Annotated in this window: 13 protein-coding genes; 8 read left to right on the top strand and 5 right to left on the bottom strand. The window is 59.2% G+C overall.

The annotated features are described in order from the left end of the window. Positions 1 to 5: 5 nt before the first annotated feature. Together BCY88_RS14580 and BCY88_RS14575 are read right to left on the bottom strand one after the other, a co-directional pair. Positions 6 to 1,643, bottom strand: a complete 1,638-nt coding sequence (locus BCY88_RS14580; protein WP_120345026.1) for a sugar ABC transporter ATP-binding protein — start codon at positions 1,641 to 1,643, stop codon at positions 6 to 8. Positions 1,644 to 1,716: 73 nt separating this feature from the next. Further along, positions 1,717 to 2,682: a sugar ABC transporter substrate-binding protein gene (locus BCY88_RS14575; protein WP_120344917.1), complete on the bottom strand. Its 966-nt coding sequence runs from the start codon at positions 2,680 to 2,682 to the stop codon at positions 1,717 to 1,719. 200 nt (positions 2,683 to 2,882) lie between these two features. On the opposite strand from BCY88_RS14575, the gene BCY88_RS14570 reads away from it, so the two are divergent. Then, positions 2,883 to 3,755 (top strand): LysR family transcriptional regulator, encoded by an 873-nt coding sequence (locus tag BCY88_RS14570; RefSeq protein WP_120344916.1) that lies wholly within the window; start codon positions 2,883 to 2,885, stop codon positions 3,753 to 3,755. On the opposite strand, the gene BCY88_RS14565 is transcribed toward BCY88_RS14570, so the two are convergent. Next, positions 3,733 to 4,218 (bottom strand): Rrf2 family transcriptional regulator, encoded by a 486-nt coding sequence (locus BCY88_RS14565; RefSeq protein ID WP_120344915.1) that lies wholly within the window; start codon positions 4,216 to 4,218, stop codon positions 3,733 to 3,735. The two genes, BCY88_RS14570 and BCY88_RS14565, sit on opposite strands and share 23 nt — an antisense overlap. 178 nt (positions 4,219 to 4,396) lie before the next feature. On the opposite strand from BCY88_RS14565, the gene BCY88_RS14560 reads away from it, so the two are divergent. The 7 genes from BCY88_RS14560 (at position 4,397) to BCY88_RS14530 (ending at position 13,479) form a co-directional block, all read left to right on the top strand. Next, complete coding sequence (locus tag BCY88_RS14560; RefSeq protein WP_120344914.1) at positions 4,397 to 5,314, top strand: NAD(P)/FAD-dependent oxidoreductase; 918 nt, start codon at positions 4,397 to 4,399, stop codon at positions 5,312 to 5,314. A gap of 272 nt (positions 5,315 to 5,586) precedes the next feature. Next, entirely contained in the window at positions 5,587 to 7,932 is a 2,346-nt protein-coding gene (locus BCY88_RS14555; RefSeq protein WP_120344913.1) for a TonB-dependent receptor, read from the top strand. 45 nt (positions 7,933 to 7,977) lie between these two features. After that, positions 7,978 to 8,637 carry a MotA/TolQ/ExbB proton channel family protein gene (locus BCY88_RS14550; RefSeq protein ID WP_120344912.1) on the top strand — a complete coding sequence of 220 codons (660 nt, stop codon included), beginning with the start codon at positions 7,978 to 7,980 and terminating at the stop codon, positions 8,635 to 8,637. Then, the gene (locus tag BCY88_RS14545) at positions 8,634 to 9,032 is read left to right on the top strand and encodes an ExbD/TolR family protein (RefSeq protein WP_120344911.1); all 399 of its coding nucleotides are present in this window, start codon (positions 8,634 to 8,636) and stop codon (positions 9,030 to 9,032) included. Before BCY88_RS14550 ends, BCY88_RS14545 begins: the two co-directional genes overlap by 4 nt. Before the next feature lie 22 nt (positions 9,033 to 9,054). Further along, positions 9,055 to 9,759 (top strand): energy transducer TonB, encoded by a 705-nt coding sequence (locus BCY88_RS14540; RefSeq protein ID WP_259461393.1) that lies wholly within the window; start codon positions 9,055 to 9,057, stop codon positions 9,757 to 9,759. A 224-nt stretch (positions 9,760 to 9,983) separates the two neighbouring features. Beyond that, entirely contained in the window at positions 9,984 to 11,618 is a 1,635-nt protein-coding gene (locus BCY88_RS14535) for an ATP-binding protein (RefSeq protein WP_120344909.1), read from the top strand. Between the two features lie 4 nt (positions 11,619 to 11,622). Continuing rightward, on the top strand, positions 11,623 to 13,479 hold the full coding sequence (locus BCY88_RS14530) for an AAA family ATPase (protein ID WP_120344908.1): 1,857 nt from the start codon (positions 11,623 to 11,625) through the stop codon (positions 13,477 to 13,479). A gap of 150 nt (positions 13,480 to 13,629) precedes the next feature. On the opposite strand, the gene BCY88_RS14525 is transcribed toward BCY88_RS14530, so the two are convergent. Together BCY88_RS14525 and BCY88_RS14520 are read right to left on the bottom strand one after the other, a co-directional pair. Next, positions 13,630 to 14,481 (bottom strand): carbohydrate ABC transporter permease, encoded by an 852-nt coding sequence (locus BCY88_RS14525; protein WP_120344907.1) that lies wholly within the window; start codon positions 14,479 to 14,481, stop codon positions 13,630 to 13,632. 10 nt (positions 14,482 to 14,491) lie between these two features. Further along, positions 14,492 to 15,481 (bottom strand): carbohydrate ABC transporter permease, encoded by a 990-nt coding sequence (locus tag BCY88_RS14520; RefSeq protein WP_120344906.1) that lies wholly within the window; start codon positions 15,479 to 15,481, stop codon positions 14,492 to 14,494. Positions 15,482 to 15,508 lie beyond the last annotated feature (27 nt).

The raw sequence follows: 15,508 nt of genomic DNA, 5'->3' as shown, positions 1-15,508 counted from the left end.
CTTCTCTACTCCACAGATTTTTCGTACGGTGCCGGGGTGCCGGATGTTGGCTTGCCGGGCGCCGCTGCGTCGGGTTCGATTGGATCGTGCAGCAAGGCGTCGCGATTCGTGTAGCCCGCGAACGCCGCGGCAAGCAGCGCGTCCTGGGTCCAGTTGCCGCGCTCGAACAGGCCGGTGATGCGCCCTGCCGACATGACCGCGATCCGGTCGCAAATCGACATCAACTCACGCAGATCGCTCGACACCACCACCAACGCGCGGCCTTCCCGCGCAAGCGCACCCATCAGCGCATAGATATCGAACTTGGCGCCCACGTCGATGCCGCGGGTGGGCTCGTCGAACAGCAAGACCCTGCAATCGCGCGCGAGCCAGCGCCCGATCACCACCTTCTGCTGGTTGCCGCCGGAGAGCTCGGACACCGGTTGCGCGGGTCCCGTGCTGCGGATGCTCATCGCGTCGATCTGTTTGCGCGCGAGCGCCGCCTCGCGACGGCCGTCCACCACCCCGTTCTTCGACACCGCGCGCAGATGGCCGAGCGAGATATTGGCGGCAATGGGCTGCGTGAGCAGAAGGCCCTCGCCTTTGCGATCCTCGGTAATCAGTGCGATGCCGTTCTTCACGGCGTCCGCCGGCGACGAGACTTTCACGGGTTCGAGCGGGCCGCCGCCATGCGCGATCGACACCGTGCCGGCATCCGCGCGATCGGCGCCGTAAATGAGCCGCATCAATTCCGTGCGCCCCGCGCCGATCAAACCGCTGACGCCGAAAATCTCGCCCGCCTTCACTTCGAAGGACACATCGCGCACGGCCGGCTCGCGAGTCATGCCCGCGACCTTGAACGCCACGCCGCCAATGCGCCGTTCGCCAAGATCGATCCGCTCGCCGATATCGCGCCCAACCATCAGCGTGACCAGACGATCGGCCGACAGATTGGCCATTTCGTCGACGTGTACCAGCCGCCCGTCGCGCAGTACCGCGGCACGCCGCGCGATCCGCCGCAACTCTTCCAGCCGGTGCGAGATATACACCAGCGCCACGCCGCGCGCCTTGAGCCGCTCGACCTGCTCGAACAGCAGGTCCACCTCGCGAGCAGTCAGCATCGCGGTGGGTTCGTCGAGAATCAGCACGCGGCAATCGCCGATGAGGTTGCGCGCGATCTCGACCATCTGTTGATGCCCGATGCCCAGCGTACCCACCAGGGTATCGGGGTGGATCGCGTCGAGCCCGACTTGCGCCATGGCGTGCCGGGCGTCCTCGCGCAGCTTCGCGCGGTCGATCCGGCCGAATATGCCGCGCTGCGGCAAACGGTTCAGGAACAGATTCTCCGCCACCGAGAGAGTCGGCAGCAGGTTCAACTCCTGCATGACCATGCGCACGCCGAGCGCCTCGGCGTCCTTGCGGCTGGCCGGCGTGTAAGCCGCGCCGCCCAGCGTCATCGAGCCGGTGGTCGGCGTGACGAGACCGCCGACGATCTTGGACAAGGTGCTCTTGCCCGCGCCGTTCTCGCCGGTCAGCGCCAGCACCTCGCCCGCGTAAAGCTCCAGCGAGATATCGGCCAGCACCGGACCGGCATAGGTCTTGCCGATGCCTCGCACGCTCAACACGGGCGGGACATCGGGGACGGATAGGATGGGAGTAGACATCAGATCGATAAAGCTGGACAAAGATCAGGCAGCGCAGCCCGTCATGCGATACGGGCCACGCGTTTTGCCAGTCTTATTTGGTGACCAGATCGACAGGCGTTTCGACGACGCCCGACAATTCCGACTGCTTCTTGTGTTCGGCGAGCGCCTTGAGCGCCGTGTCGATACCGAACACGGCCTGCTTGGCGGCGTACTGATTGGCGGTGGCAAGGACGCGGCCGTCGGCGAGCATCGGCTTGATTGCGTCGATGTCGTCGTAGCCCACCACCTGCACCTTGCCTGCCTTGCCTGCCGCGCGCACGGCCGAGACCGCGCCGATTGCCATGTTGTCATTGCCGCACAGCAGCGCCTTGACGTCCGGGTTGGCATTCAGAATCTGGCTCGCCACGGCGTTACCCTTGTCGATTTCCCACTCACCCGATTGCAGCGAGACGACCTTCATGCCGCCCGTCGCCATGGCCTGCTTGAAGCCGGCCGTGCGTTGCTGCGCGTTGGTGGTGGTCGAGACGCCTTCAATAATGGCGACGTTGTCGCCCGACTTGAGGTGCTTGGCCAGATAATCGCCTACCTTCTGCGCGCCCTTCGCGTTATCCGGGCCGACGAACGGAATGTTCAGGTCCTTCGATTTGAGCACGCCCGGATCCAGCTGGTTATCGATGTTGACCACGATAATGCCCGCGTCGACCGCTTTCTTGAGAACCGGCACCAGCGCCTTGGAATCGGCCGGTGCGATCACGAGTGCGTCGACCTTCGAGACGATCATCTGCTCGACGATGCGAATCTGGTTAGCCGTATCGGTCTCGTCCTTGATGCCGTTCGTGATGAGATCGAATTTCGTGGGGTTCTGTTTCTGATAGTTTTTCGCGCCGGTTTCCATGGTCAGGAAAAACTCGTTCGCCAACGACTTCATCACCAGCGCGACTTTCGGCTTGTGAGCGGCCTGGGCGAACGCTGCGGGCATCGGCAGAATCGATGCGGCGAGGAAAGCCGCACTGGCTACGATGGCGCGACGGCGCGCCAGTTGGAAATGACGAATCATTAATGTCTCCTTTTTGCTCGTTCGGTCTACGTACTGATAGCCGTTGAGTCGCGTGATGGACAGGTTCGCCACACTTGCCGCAGCTGCCGGCGAAACCTCGGGTTTCCTTGCCAGATGCTGGGACGAGTACGGCCAGGTCCAATGCTATCCTCGCGATCCACGTTATGCTATGGCCAATTTTAAAATCGAGCGTTTCAAAAATGGAACACGTAGACTGGGACGACCTGCGGATTCTGGTGGAGATCGCGCGCGGCGGAACCATGCGCGCCGCCGCGGCGGCATGCGATCTGAGCGCGCCGACCCTGTCGCGCCGCCTGACCGAGCTTGAGCGGCGGCTCGGCGAGCCGCTTATCGACCGGGTGCCGTCGGGCTGCACGGTGACGGCCTTCGGCGCGCGGGTGCTGGCCTGGGCCGAGCAGATGGAAGACCTCGCCCACCAGATCGAACGCGCAGCGGACGTGACCGGCGGTGCGGCGGCGCACGGCACGGTGCGGATCAACGCTGTCGAATGGCCGTCTTACATTTTGCTTAAGCTGCTCGGCTCGTTCCAGGACCGGCTGCCCGGCCTCGCCATCGAAGTGCTGACTTCACGACGGCCGTATAGCCTTGCGCGTCGCGAAGCGGACATCGCGCTCTGGTCAGAATGCCCCGACGAGGGCGATCTGTATGTGCGGCGCATCGGCAGGATCCGCTTCGGGCTTTACGGTTCGCGCGACTACTATCTGCGCCACAAGGCGGCGATCGCGAGAAAGGAATGGGACAAGCTCTCGTTCGTCGGCTATGACGACCGGCAGCCCGATCATCCCGCCACCCAATGGCTGAAAACCCTGCCTGGCGCGCCCGCGCCCTCGCTTCGCAGCAGCTACGGCATGGGTGTGTTCGACGGTGTGCTGGGCGGCTCCGGGCTCGGCGTGCTGGCTCAACTCGCGGGCGACACCACGAGCGACCTCGTCTGTGTCGAAAAGCACATCAAGGCGCTCGACCAGGACGTGTGGATGGTGCTGCATCCCGCCCTGCGCGATAGCGAGCGCATCCGGACCGTGGCCAACCTCATCGCCGAGATTTTTCGTTAGCGCGGCGCGTGGGCCGGCGCGTCGAATCCGGCGACTGGCTGCGCGCAAACCGTGCGTCGAAATCACGCGCGAGCATCCCGACCGAAATTTCGCCAAACTGCGCCAGCAACGCAGCTTCAGCTTCTCGCACCGTTTCTGACAGACGGGCATTGACGGCTTGCTCAACCAGGCATTCCGCGTGATCTTCCGTCAGGAGTTCGGAGAAAATCGGCGGCTCGCCGACTGCCCGATAAACGTCCAGTAACGTGAGTTCGTCCAGATTTTTCGACACGACCCAACCGCCCCCGTGCCCTTTCTCGGACTGCACATAACCCTGATCTCGTAGCCCGGCCAACATTCGCCGCACCACGACGGGGTTCGTGCGCAGCATCTGCGCGATCGCTTCAGACGTCAGCGGACCGTCATGCCGGTCCATATGGATCAAGGCATGCAGCATCCGCGACAGGCGGCTATCCGTTCTCATTCATCGCCTCATGTTCAGGAAGCGTGGCGGACGAAGCCACTCACGCAACATTCGAAGTTGCGTTAAGTATAGCATCGCCCTATCATGCAACTTATGATGTTCCATGAAACGGCTGGCGTCAGCTTGGCCGTGACTCTTCAGCGTCGGCGCCGGCGCAATACAGGACAGGAGAAAGAAAATGCATACCCAGCATGATGTGATTGTCGTGGGCGGGAGTTTCGCGGGTTTGTCGGCCGCCATGCAGCTTGCGCGCGCCAGAAGAAAAGTTCTCGTGATCGACGCAGGATTGCCGCGCAATCGATTTACCTCGCACGCGCACGGCTTCTTCGGCCAGGATGGCAAGCCGCCTGCGGAGATCATTCGCGAAGCCGCTTCCCAGCTCGCGGCTTATCCAACGGTTCAATGGGTCAAAGGCGAGGCGCTCACCGCCCGGCGGCACGAGAACACCTTCTGCGTCACGCTTTCGGACGGCCAGACCGAATCTGCTTCCCGGCTCATTCTCGCGACGGGCGTGCGGGACGAACTGCCCGCCATACCGGGCTTGCAGGAACGGTGGGGGGCGACGGTGTTGCACTGCCCTTATTGCCATGGGTACGAGGTGCAGGATCGCCGTCTCGGCGTACTGGCCAATCATCCGCTATCCGCCCATCAGGCGCTTCTCATTCCCGACTGGGGTCCGACAACGTATTTCACCCAGGACACGTTCGAGCCCGACGCGGAGCAACTCGCCCATCTGGCCGCGCGCAACGTTCGCATCGAGCGCTCGCCGGTCATCGAACTGCTCGGTCCGGCGCCGCAGCTCGAGGCGCTCAGACTCGCCGATGGACGCGTTGTCGCGATCGACGCCTTGTTCGTCGCGCCCAGGACGCACATGAGCAGCCCGCTCGCGGAGCAACTCGGGTGTGCATTCGATGAGGCTCCGCTCGGCCCCGTCATCAGAGTCGATGACTGGAAGCAGACGACCGTCGAAGGCGTCTATGCCGCCGGTGACGCGTCAAATATGATGACCAACGCGACCTTTGCTTCGGCGGCCGGCGTGGCAGCCGGCGTCGGCGCGCATCACTCGCTGGTGCCCGCGCTGGCACAGCGCAAGTAGGCACCGTCACGGCACGACCCGGCGCAAAACCAGCGCGATCCGCAAAACCCACAAAACCTGCAGCACCCATCAAGGCGGCCCGGACCCGGGCCGCCGCTCGCGCGTCAAACACGCCTCCTCCCTCCTCCGAATCACTCGCCGCGCCCTCCATCGGGTTGTCATTTTTGTTTACCAATGTAATGATATAACATTCCTCGCGACGAACGACAGCCAGGAAGAACGTCGGCAAGACGGAAACGCATTCACCCAGTGACCAACCCTAAATAAGAAAGATGAAAAACCGCACGCGCGTCTCTCACGCAGCCTTGCTGCTGTTCGCTATCTCGGCTCATGTCCATGCCGCGCCCAACGAAACCTCCGTGACGGGCGCCGTCACCGACACAGCGGGCAAGCCCGTCCGGAACGCCACCGTCAGCGTTCAGAATGCAAGCGGAGCCGCTATTAGCGAAGCAAAAACGGACGCCGACGGTCATTTCGCGATTGCGCACGTGAGCCCGGGTACCTATGCGATTGTCGTCACGGCGCCGGGATTCGCCAGCGGCAGCAGCATCGCGACCACGACTGCGGGCGAGCAAAGTGCGGTAAGCGTCAAACTCGCTCAAAGCGAGACGCTCGACGTTCAGGTGAACGCCAAGCGTCTGGATCGGGCCCGCAACGGACTGCTGCCGGAAACCGGCAGCAGCGTGTACCGTTTCAGCCAGGCCGATATCAATGCTCTGCCCGCAGGGCAAGACACGCCGCTAAACCAGGTGCTGCTGCAGGCGCCCGGAGTGGCAAGCGACTCATATGGCCAGTTGCACGTGCGCGGAGACCACGCGAACCTGCAATACCGCATCAACGGCATCATCATTCCCGAGCCGATCAGCGGCTTCGGCCAGTCGCTCGACACCCGCATCATCGACCAGGTCAACCTGCTCACCGGTGCATTGCCGGCGCAGTACGGCTACCGGACCGCAGGCGTGGTGGACATCCGCACGAAGTCGGGCGATGCAGGCAACGGTGGATCGATCGACGTGTTCGGCGGCAGCCATCAGACCATCAAGACCAGCGCGGATGTATTCGGCAGCCAGGGGCCGTTCAGCTACTACTTCAGCGGCTCGGTCGGCATGAACAACCTCGGGATCGAAAATCCCACCTCCAGCGCCAACGCGATTCACGACCACACCCGCCAGGGCAACGCGTTCGGCTACATGTCCTACATCATCAACCCGCTCACACGCGTGAGCGTGATGTTCGGCACGACGAGCAACCAGTTCGAGATTCCCAATACGCCCGGCTTGCCGACCAACTTCACGCTCAACGGCAACAACACGTTCAACTCAAGCCAGTTGAACGAAACGCAATCGGAACTGAACAACTTCGCCGTGGTGGCGCTGCAGGGCACCAATGGCGGCGCCCTCGACTATCAGGTCGCCCTCTTTACGCGCTACACGCGAACCCAATTCAACCCTGATCCGGTCGGCGATCTGCTCTTCAATGGCGTGGCATCGCAGGATTTTCACAGCAATTCGGCCAACGGCGCGCAGGTGGACACGACCTGGCGGCTGAACGACAAGCATACGGTGCGGGCAGGTCTCTTCGTCCAGCAGGAACACGCGGTGTTCGACGACAGCGTCAACGTGTTCGCGACGGACAGCAGCGGCAACCAGCTCTCCGATCAACCCTTCAATATTCAGGACTCCAGCAGCAAAACCGGTTATCTGTACAGCGCCTACGTGCAGGACGAGTGGAAACTCACCGACAAGCTCACGCTGAACTACGGTCTTCGCTACGACAAGATGGATGAGTACGTCAGCGCAAGCCAGCTAAGCCCGCGCGTCGGTCTCGTCTATGCGCTCACACCGGCCACGACGCTCCATGCCGGCTACGCGCGCTATTTCACCCCGCCTGCGTTCGAACTGGTGTCCGGCTCGACCATCAGCCGGTTCAATGGCACGACCAACCAGAGTCCATCGAGCCAGAACGGCCAGGTTCAACCCGAACGCAGCCATTATTTCGATCTCGGCGTGACCCAGCGCCTCGGGTCGAACGTGACGGTCGGGCTCGACGCTTACTACAAGAAGTCCACCAACCTGCTCGACGAAGGGCAGTTCGGTTCCGCCCTGATCTTCACGCCGTTCAACTACCGGCAGGGTCGCGTGTATGGGGTCGAATTCACGGCCAACTACAAGCAGGACAATGTTTCGGCCTACGTGAATCTCGCGTGGAGCCGCGCACAGGGAACCCAGATCGATTCGGCGCAGTTCAATTTCGACCCGGCGGAACTCGCCTATATCAACAATCACTGGGTCTATCTGGATCACGACCAGCGCATTACCGCATCGTTCGGCGGAACCTACGATTTCGGCAAAACGACCTTCACCTTCGATGGACTGGTGGGAAGCGGATTGCGCAGCGGTTTTGCGAACACCGACAAGCTGCCGCTCTACGCGCAAGTCAATCTCGGCGTGATACAGCACTTTAACCAGCCTCTGATCGGGAAATTCGATGCACGCCTGCTTGTGATCAACGCGTTCAACCGCGTCTACGAGTTGCGCGATGGATCGGGTATCGGCGTCGGTGCACCGCAATATGGCCCGCACTTCGCGGTCTATGCCGGCATCACCAAAAATTTCTGATTCCGTCAGGCTACAAAGAGCGACGAAGAGCTAAAGAGGTAGAACATGCAAGATTGGGCAAGCGTTCTGGCGGCGGTACGCGTCGGCGGATGGGTCATTTATCCGCTGACGGTACTCGCCATTCTGGCGGTCGCGATTACCCTCGAGCGGGCTTATGTGTTTCTGCGCTTTGGCCGTTTGCCAGGTACGCTGCACGACGCGCACGAAATCACGCACACAATGGTCGCGTCCGGATCGGCGCTTGATTGGGCCGGCAGATTGAAGGATGCATCCAGTCAGAATGCGTTCAGACGGATGAACGCGCCGTGGGTGCCGGATCCTTCCGTGCCGCTGTGGCTGCGCGAGGCAAAGGCACAATCGGTTGCCTCGCAGATCGAACGCGACATGAGCAAGGGTTTCTGGGTGCTGGAGACCATCGTGACAGCGGCGCCTCTGCTCGGACTGCTGGGCACCATCGTCGGCATGATGCATTCGTTCCAGCTGTTCGGCGGCGACGGTCTCGTCGATCCGGGTGGCGTGACCGGCGGCGTGGCACAGTCGCTGGTGGCGACCGCGACCGGCCTGGTGGTCGCCTTGTTCGCGCTCTTTGCGTTCAACTATTTCTCCCGCCGGCTCGAACGGCTCATGGATGAACTCGAGTCGTTCGCCAATGCACGGCTTAGCGAAATCCGTCTTGCCGATACGCCCGCGGGAGCGCTGCCTTGAAGTTCAAGCGCTCGCGCGCGGCGAGGCGCGGTCGCATCGAAATCATTCCGATGATCGATGTGATGTTCTTTCTGCTGGCGACCTTCATGCTCGCCTCGCTCGCCATGCAACGGCTCGACGCCGTCAAGGTCAATCTCCCGGCCGGCCGCGCCCAGCAGATGGCGGCCCATGAACCGCTTACGATTTCGGTGGACAGCAGCAATGCGATATTTGTGAACCATCAGCCAGTTCACCTCGATCAAATCGAGCCGACGGTAAAACGTCTGCTGCAGCCGAACGGCAATGTCGTGATTGCCGCTGACGACGCAGCCGGCCACGGCGTGGTGGTTCAGGCGATGCTGGCCGCACGCCGCGCCGGCGCCGCGCGGTTTCTGATCGCCGTGCATCGTGAATAGCCGGATGCGTTTTGCAGCTGCCGTGGACGATTCTCCGCCAGTACGTTTCGCGCTGGCGGTGCTGGTCGCGCTGATCGTATGGTTCGTATTTCTGGTTCAACTGGGGCACTGGTTGAGTCCGTCGCCGTCCGCACGTGCAGCTGATAAGCCAATCGAGATGCGGATGATGGAACTCGATCCGCCGAAAGCTCCGGTTGAGACGCCTTCCGCGGCTCCGGCGGCGCACGCACCACTCGCACCGGCAACGCCACGACAAGCCACCGATCCGCGCACGCACGTCTCAACGCAATCGCGCACGCCGCCATCTGTGCCACCGAAACCGGATGCGCGACCGGTGCAGAGCGTGGCGCCAGCTCCCTCGGCGCCCGCAGTGCAGGAGTCGAAACCGTCCGCCGAGCCATCCGCGCACACGGCTGCGTCGCCGGACGAAAACACTACGCCGTCCGCCAAATCCTCCGGCGACGCCGCGGCGCATTCTATTTCACAACCGTTGCCGGAGCTTCCGGACGATTTGCGCGAGCAGGCCTATCAAACCGTCGCAACGGCCCGCTTCGCAATCCATGTCGATGGATCGGTCGATGTAGAACTCGTCAAACCGACGCCCAGTCCGCGGCTGAATCAGATACTCCTTGAAACGCTCCGTAAATGGCGTTTTTTTCCGGCGATGCAGGCAGGCCGTCCGGTCGAAAGCCGGCAGGATATCCGTGTGCATTTCAACGTGAGCTGATACGTTCAAAGCGTCCGTATTCAATCAGCATAGCCAGCGTGAATGCTACGTCACGCGAGCTTTCTGTCGGAACCTCTCTTTTTCACACAAATTGCGCTACAGTAGTTCGTGCGTCAATCGCACTCTATTAGCCGCACGGTGTTTCGAGAGTTTCTTTAGACTTTTGTCTAATAAATTAGTGAATTTAAATAAAATAGAAATTCCAGTAAACCGGGGAAAACGAAATGTCAGTTCGCGACGAAGAGCTAAAAATTGGATTGGTTGAATCTGTGGACGGCGCAGCGATAGTCGTCGAGGCCTCGAAATTGAAAGTTCGCGTGTCTGGAGACACTGATACGCACATTACAGTCGGTTCATTCATAAATTGCGGTGGTGATCATGGGGATGTGCTTTGCGTTGTTACAAGAGCGTGGCAAGAGCTTGTGGACCGCACCGATCCAGATAATCGCGGCCATAAGATCACCACAGAAGTGAAGAAGGTGGCATTGACAGTAGTCGGTACAATCAATAACGGTTTTAGACGTGGCGTTGATCATCTGCCACCAGTCTCCTCGGCAGCCTACTTCATTTCAGGAGATGTGTTTGATGAGCTACTCAACTCCGCTCTTGATAGCAAGTCAGCGGCGAGGCTTTTCCCGGCAGGTCATCGAGTAGGGACCGGTAGCGGTGTTGCCAGGTTCGATTTAGACAAGTTTTTTGGCCGCCATGCAGCTGTACTCGGGACAACAGGCTCCGGCAAAAGCTACACCGTCGCAGCGTTAGCACAAGCGGTACTCCGCTCCTATGCTCGACCTCGCTTGGTCATCTTCGATATACACAACGAGTATGGCCCAGCGTTCGGAGGGAACTTCCAATCGCGCTCAGCTTGCATCGCATGGTCCGATTTTCGACTTCCCTTTTGGATGCTGACCTTCGAAGAGTTTGCCGATGTCTTCTGCGGTGGAAGCCTAGGGAGCAATCAGCAGGCCGTTCTCGCCGACAAAATCCGGGAAGCTCGCCGTTTGTCTCCAGCAAATGTACTTGGTCCCGATGACGTCAACCTTAGTGTCGACACCCCTATTGCCTACGAATGGGATGTTCTTATTGGCAACCTAGATGCACATGTCGCCCCTCTGACCAAAACGGAGAAGGAAGGGGCTGTGAAGATGATTGAGAAAATGAAGGCGAAACAGCGAGACCCGCGTTATGCATTTCTCTTCGACGGGGAATCATCAAGCGACTCCCTAGCTAGTTTCTTTGACAGCCTCTTTGGAACTGGGAAAACCGACATACACGTCACGGTTTTAGATTTATCCGGACTACCCGCAGAAGTGCGGGCAACGGCAATTGGCGTTCTCTGTCGACTATTTTTCGACTATCGGTACTGGGACACGAATGCGGAACACCTGCCTGTAGCCTTAGTTCTCGAAGAAGCACATTCTTATATTCCCGCAGAGTCTGATTCTCGGTATACAGTTGCAGTTGAAGCTGTCGAGAGAATTGCAAAAGAGGGGCGAAAATACGGTTTGAGCCTGGTTGTTGTTTCCCAGCGCCCCGCGAATGTGTCACAAACCATACTCTCTCAATGCGGTACGTTCGTCGCGCTACGCCTCACTTCTGACATTGATCAGACCCGGGTGCTAAGACTCCTTCCCGATACTCTCGGTGACCAAGGTAGCCTTCTTGGCTCGCTTCGTGACGGAGAGGCGGTCGTATCTGGTGATGGTGTCACGCTTCCCGGTCGTGTTCTCTTCTCGATGCCTGAACCACCACCCGGCAGTTCAGACGTCCGATTCCATCGGGCATGGACGGATGGGCCACCTCCGAATTATTCGGTGGCGGGCGTTATTCATCGATGGCTAAATCAGAAAAGAGATTGACTACATGCTAGCAAACCGAATTCGCGTCGAAGGATGGCGTTCATTTAGACCTGAACACGCTGCAGAGATCACAAAACTTGGGCTGGTTAACCTGATTATCGGCCCGAACAATGTTGGCAAATCGAATTTGGGCCGATTTCTAGTGCGCGTGCGCGACATTCTTGCTCAACAAGGATGCTCGGTAAACGCGGCCTGGAAGGAATCAAGCATATACTACCAGCCGCTAGCGTACCGCTTTGAAGCGGAAGAGATCGATCATTGGCTCCGGGAAGAAGTACGCATTGATGCGGAAATCGACATCGCTGCGGACGCACTTGAAGCTCCTGTACCAATTCCATCGTGGTTATCAAATAACGGCGCGGTCCGATTCAAGATCTCCATCGAAAGGAAGGGAGGCATCGGCACACTATCGGTCGTCCCTATTTCGGCGAATGATCAGGCGGTAATCGCGAAAATAGGATCAACCCACAAGCTCCTTCTCCAGAACGGCAACTATACAGATCAAGTTCTTGGAATACCTAGTCATTCACATCGAGGGTTGGCGCTTGCTGCATGCGGCGTTTTGGCGCAATCAATTATCGAAATAAAACCATTACGAGATCCGTCACGCCAAGCAGAACACAAAAACTCGGCAAGTACAGATGGTGGCGATATTATCGAAACCCTAGCAACCAAACAAGCTGACAAAAATAATCAATTTTTTTGGACTAAATGCAAAACTGACCTCGAATCATGGTTCGCAATCCTACTTGGTGAAAATGACGTTCGAATAGAAATAAATGAGAGTGGATTCTGGATTGATGTCCGACGAGGCGACGGACGTTTCAGGTGCGCTCTTCCTGATCTGGGTGCAGGTGTGTCCGAAATGGTCATGGTACTTGCCTACCTACGCCTCTGCCCCACTCGCCCACTTCTTGTAGTGATCGACGAACCCGAGGCTCACCTTCATCCGGCGGCGGTCGTATCGCTGATCCAGATTATCGCTGGGCATCTGCCAAAACATCAGCTATTAATAACAACTCACTCAACCGCTCTTATCGACGCCGTCACACCAACATGGCGAACATTCCGTGCAAGACGTGCTGACCATGGCGGCACGATGCTTGAGGTTCTCGATACAACCAGTGACGAGTTAGCTCTGCTTGGCGATCTTGGTATACGGCCATCACAGATGTTTCTTGCCCGGGTGGTTATATGGGTGGAGGGTCCTTCTGATATCCACTACGTTACAGCGCTACTGCATGAAGTCGACAAGACTATGGTAGCGGGTAGAGACTTTGCATTTGTGTCTTACGGAGGTGCGTCCTCCTCCCACCTCGATCTGGAGACGGACCGGAGTGAAAACGAAGACGAGGGCGACGCAGCAAACAGGCTCGTCAAGGTCTTAAAGGTGGCTCATCGGTCAATTATTGTTTGCGACAGAGATCGAGCGCAAGGGACCTCCGACCGCGCGCTTATCGAACGCCTCATTGAGGCTGCAAGTCGACTGCCAGGGCATGCCAGAGTCGAAACGTCGTTTGGCCGAGAGATTGAGAACGGCGTGAAGGAAAGCGTTCTGCTTCGTGTTCTTCTGGAAGTCCGTCCAAAACGCTTCAACAAACCTAATAAAGCGAATATTACCTATATCGATTATGTGATTGGGCAAGACGACTCTTTTGACGAAGTTGTTTCTCTGGCAGCAAGAGACGAAAATGGCCGACCACTGTCCAGTGACCTAGTAAGTCGAGTGAAAGAACGCCTCGAACAACAAAAAACAAATATCTCCGATCGTGTCCGAACTATCGGCTTGAACGAGGATGTATTCCGCAACGAAGTAGTAGACAGAGCGAGGCAGATGGTACGCTGGATGCGAGACGGGTAAGAACGGTCAACAGATTCGGCGATAGAGCAATCCAGTTTACGTGGCTGGTTTCGCGGAAATTGGTGACTCGGAATCGCCGAATTTTCAAGTGCTCTGCGGAACAATCACCGACATCTCTTCCACAAATGCATTCCCAGTCATCCGCCCGCTTCACCCCTTCGTTGCGCCAAACGTCAACCCGGCCACGAAGTGCTTCTGCATGGCAAAGAACATCGCGACCGAAGGCAATGCGGCCAGAATCGACCCGGCGGATACAAGATTCCACGCGGTGGTCCACTGCCCTTTCAACGCCGCGACACCGACCGTGATCGGCGCGGCATCGTCGCCTTGCGTCAGACACAGCGCCCAGAAGTAGTCATTCCACACGAACGTGAAGACGAGAATCGCCAGCGCCGCGAGCGCGGGACGGATCAAGGGCAACACGATCCTGAAGAACACCGTCCATTCATTCGCGCCTTCGATCCGCGCCGCCTCAACCAGTTCGAATGGCAACTGCTTGATGAAATTGCGCAGGAACAGCGCGCAAAATCCAGTCTGAAACGACACATGAAACAGAATCAACGCGCTCACCGTATTGAACAGACCGAGCTGCAAGGACAGATCCCGCACTGGAATCATCAACACCTGAACCGGGACGAAGTTCCCCGCAACGAACGTCGCAAACAGCGTGGAATTGCCCCGAAACCGATAGATGGCCAGCGCGAATCCCGCCATTGCCGCAAGCGCAATCGAGCCCACCACGGCGGGCACCGTAATCAGCACGCTGTTCCAGAAGTAATGCAGCATCGGCGAAGTCGTCAATGCCTCGCGATAGTTATCGAACATCGCGAAGTGCTTCGGCCAGCCCCAATAGTTACCCTCGCTCAGTTCCTCCGTCGAACGCACTGAAGTCACGAGCACCGCGATCATCGGCAGCAGCCAGATCAGCAGCGCGAGCGGCAAGGTCAATTTGTACGCGCGGCGCGTGGCCGGCTTCCATTTGTCGATCGGGATCGGAAACATGACCGGCTCCTTATTGCTCGGTGCGCAGCATACGGCGCAGGTGATAAACGATGTACACCAGCATGATCGCGAACAGCACCACCGCCACTGCCGCGGAATAGCCGACGCGGTAATACTTGATCGCCTGGTCGTACATGTAATACGCGAGCACCGTCGAGCTTTCGAACGGTCCGCCGCCGGTCATCACCGAAATCAGATCGAAGCTGCGCAGCGCGCCGATCACCGTGACGACGATCGCCATGAACGTGGTGGGCCGCAATTGCGGCAGGATCACATGCCAGAGCATCGACCAGCCGCGCGCGCCTTCCATGCGTGCGGCCTCGATCTGTTCGGCGTTCAACGAGGTCAGGCCAGTCAGATAAAGAATCATGCAGTAGGCGGTTTGCGGCCACAGCGCCGCGAACACGATCCCGAGAGTTGCGTAACGCGGGTCGCCGAGTACCGGCACGCCGTGGCCGAGAATCACCGCGAGCAGGCCGAAGGTCGGGTCATAGAACCACGAGAAGATCAGGCCGACCACCACGCCCGACAAAACGAACGGCGCGAAGAACAGCGATTTGACGATGCGGATGCCGGCCACGGCCTGGTTCAGATAGAGCGCGACGGCGAGTCCCATGGGCGGCGCGAGCAGGAACAGCAGCAGCCAGATGAGATTATTCTTCAGTGCCGTATAGAAGGTCTGCGTATGGAACAACTCGATATAGTTGGCGAGACCGATGAAAGACGGCTCGGTCATCCCATCCCAGTTGAAGAAACTGAGGCGCACGGTCGAGATGATCGGCCACACGACATAAATCGCCACCATCACGCAGGCTGGAGCGAGGAACAGAAAAGCAGCGCGCCGCTGCCGGCGCGCGGTCGGCGACGGCCTGCGCCGGCGCGCCACGCGAGGCGGCCCGCCGCGCGAGGCGCCGCCCGATGCCGGCGTACCCGGCGCGGGCAAGCCAGAATCGGCAGGACCACCAACAGTGTGGCGGGTGACGGAATGCGACACGATCATTCTCCCAACCGAACATAACAAATTGAC

It is taken from the genome of Paraburkholderia fungorum (assembly GCF_003610895.1).
Classification (GTDB): Bacteria; Pseudomonadota; Gammaproteobacteria; order Burkholderiales; family Burkholderiaceae; genus Paraburkholderia; species Paraburkholderia fungorum_B.
This window is presented reverse-complemented; position numbering and strand designations above follow the sequence as displayed.

Excerpts from the sequence above, each read along its gene's own strand:
- BCY88_RS14580 (WP_120345026.1), bottom strand. The coding sequence starts at position 1,643 with ATGTCTACTCCCATCCTATCCGTCCCCGATGTCCCGCCCGTGTTGAGC.
- BCY88_RS14560 (WP_120344914.1), top strand. The coding sequence starts at position 4,397 with ATGCATACCCAGCATGATGTGATTGTCGTGGGCGGGAGTTTCGCGGGT.
- BCY88_RS14550 (WP_120344912.1), top strand. The coding sequence starts at position 7,978 with ATGCAAGATTGGGCAAGCGTTCTGGCGGCGGTACGCGTCGGCGGATGG.
- BCY88_RS14570 (WP_120344916.1), top strand. The coding sequence starts at position 2,883 with ATGGAACACGTAGACTGGGACGACCTGCGGATTCTGGTGGAGATCGCG.
- BCY88_RS14520 (WP_120344906.1), bottom strand. The coding sequence starts at position 15,481 with ATGATCGTGTCGCATTCCGTCACCCGCCACACTGTTGGTGGTCCTGCC.
- BCY88_RS14575 (WP_120344917.1), bottom strand. The coding sequence starts at position 2,682 with ATGATTCGTCATTTCCAACTGGCGCGCCGTCGCGCCATCGTAGCCAGT.
- BCY88_RS14525 (WP_120344907.1), bottom strand. The coding sequence starts at position 14,481 with ATGTTTCCGATCCCGATCGACAAATGGAAGCCGGCCACGCGCCGCGCG.
- BCY88_RS14530 (WP_120344908.1), top strand. The coding sequence starts at position 11,623 with ATGCTAGCAAACCGAATTCGCGTCGAAGGATGGCGTTCATTTAGACCT.
- BCY88_RS14555 (WP_120344913.1), top strand. The coding sequence starts at position 5,587 with ATGAAAAACCGCACGCGCGTCTCTCACGCAGCCTTGCTGCTGTTCGCT.
- BCY88_RS14565 (WP_120344915.1), bottom strand. The coding sequence starts at position 4,218 with ATGAGAACGGATAGCCGCCTGTCGCGGATGCTGCATGCCTTGATCCAT.
- BCY88_RS14535 (WP_120344909.1), top strand. The coding sequence starts at position 9,984 with ATGTCAGTTCGCGACGAAGAGCTAAAAATTGGATTGGTTGAATCTGTG.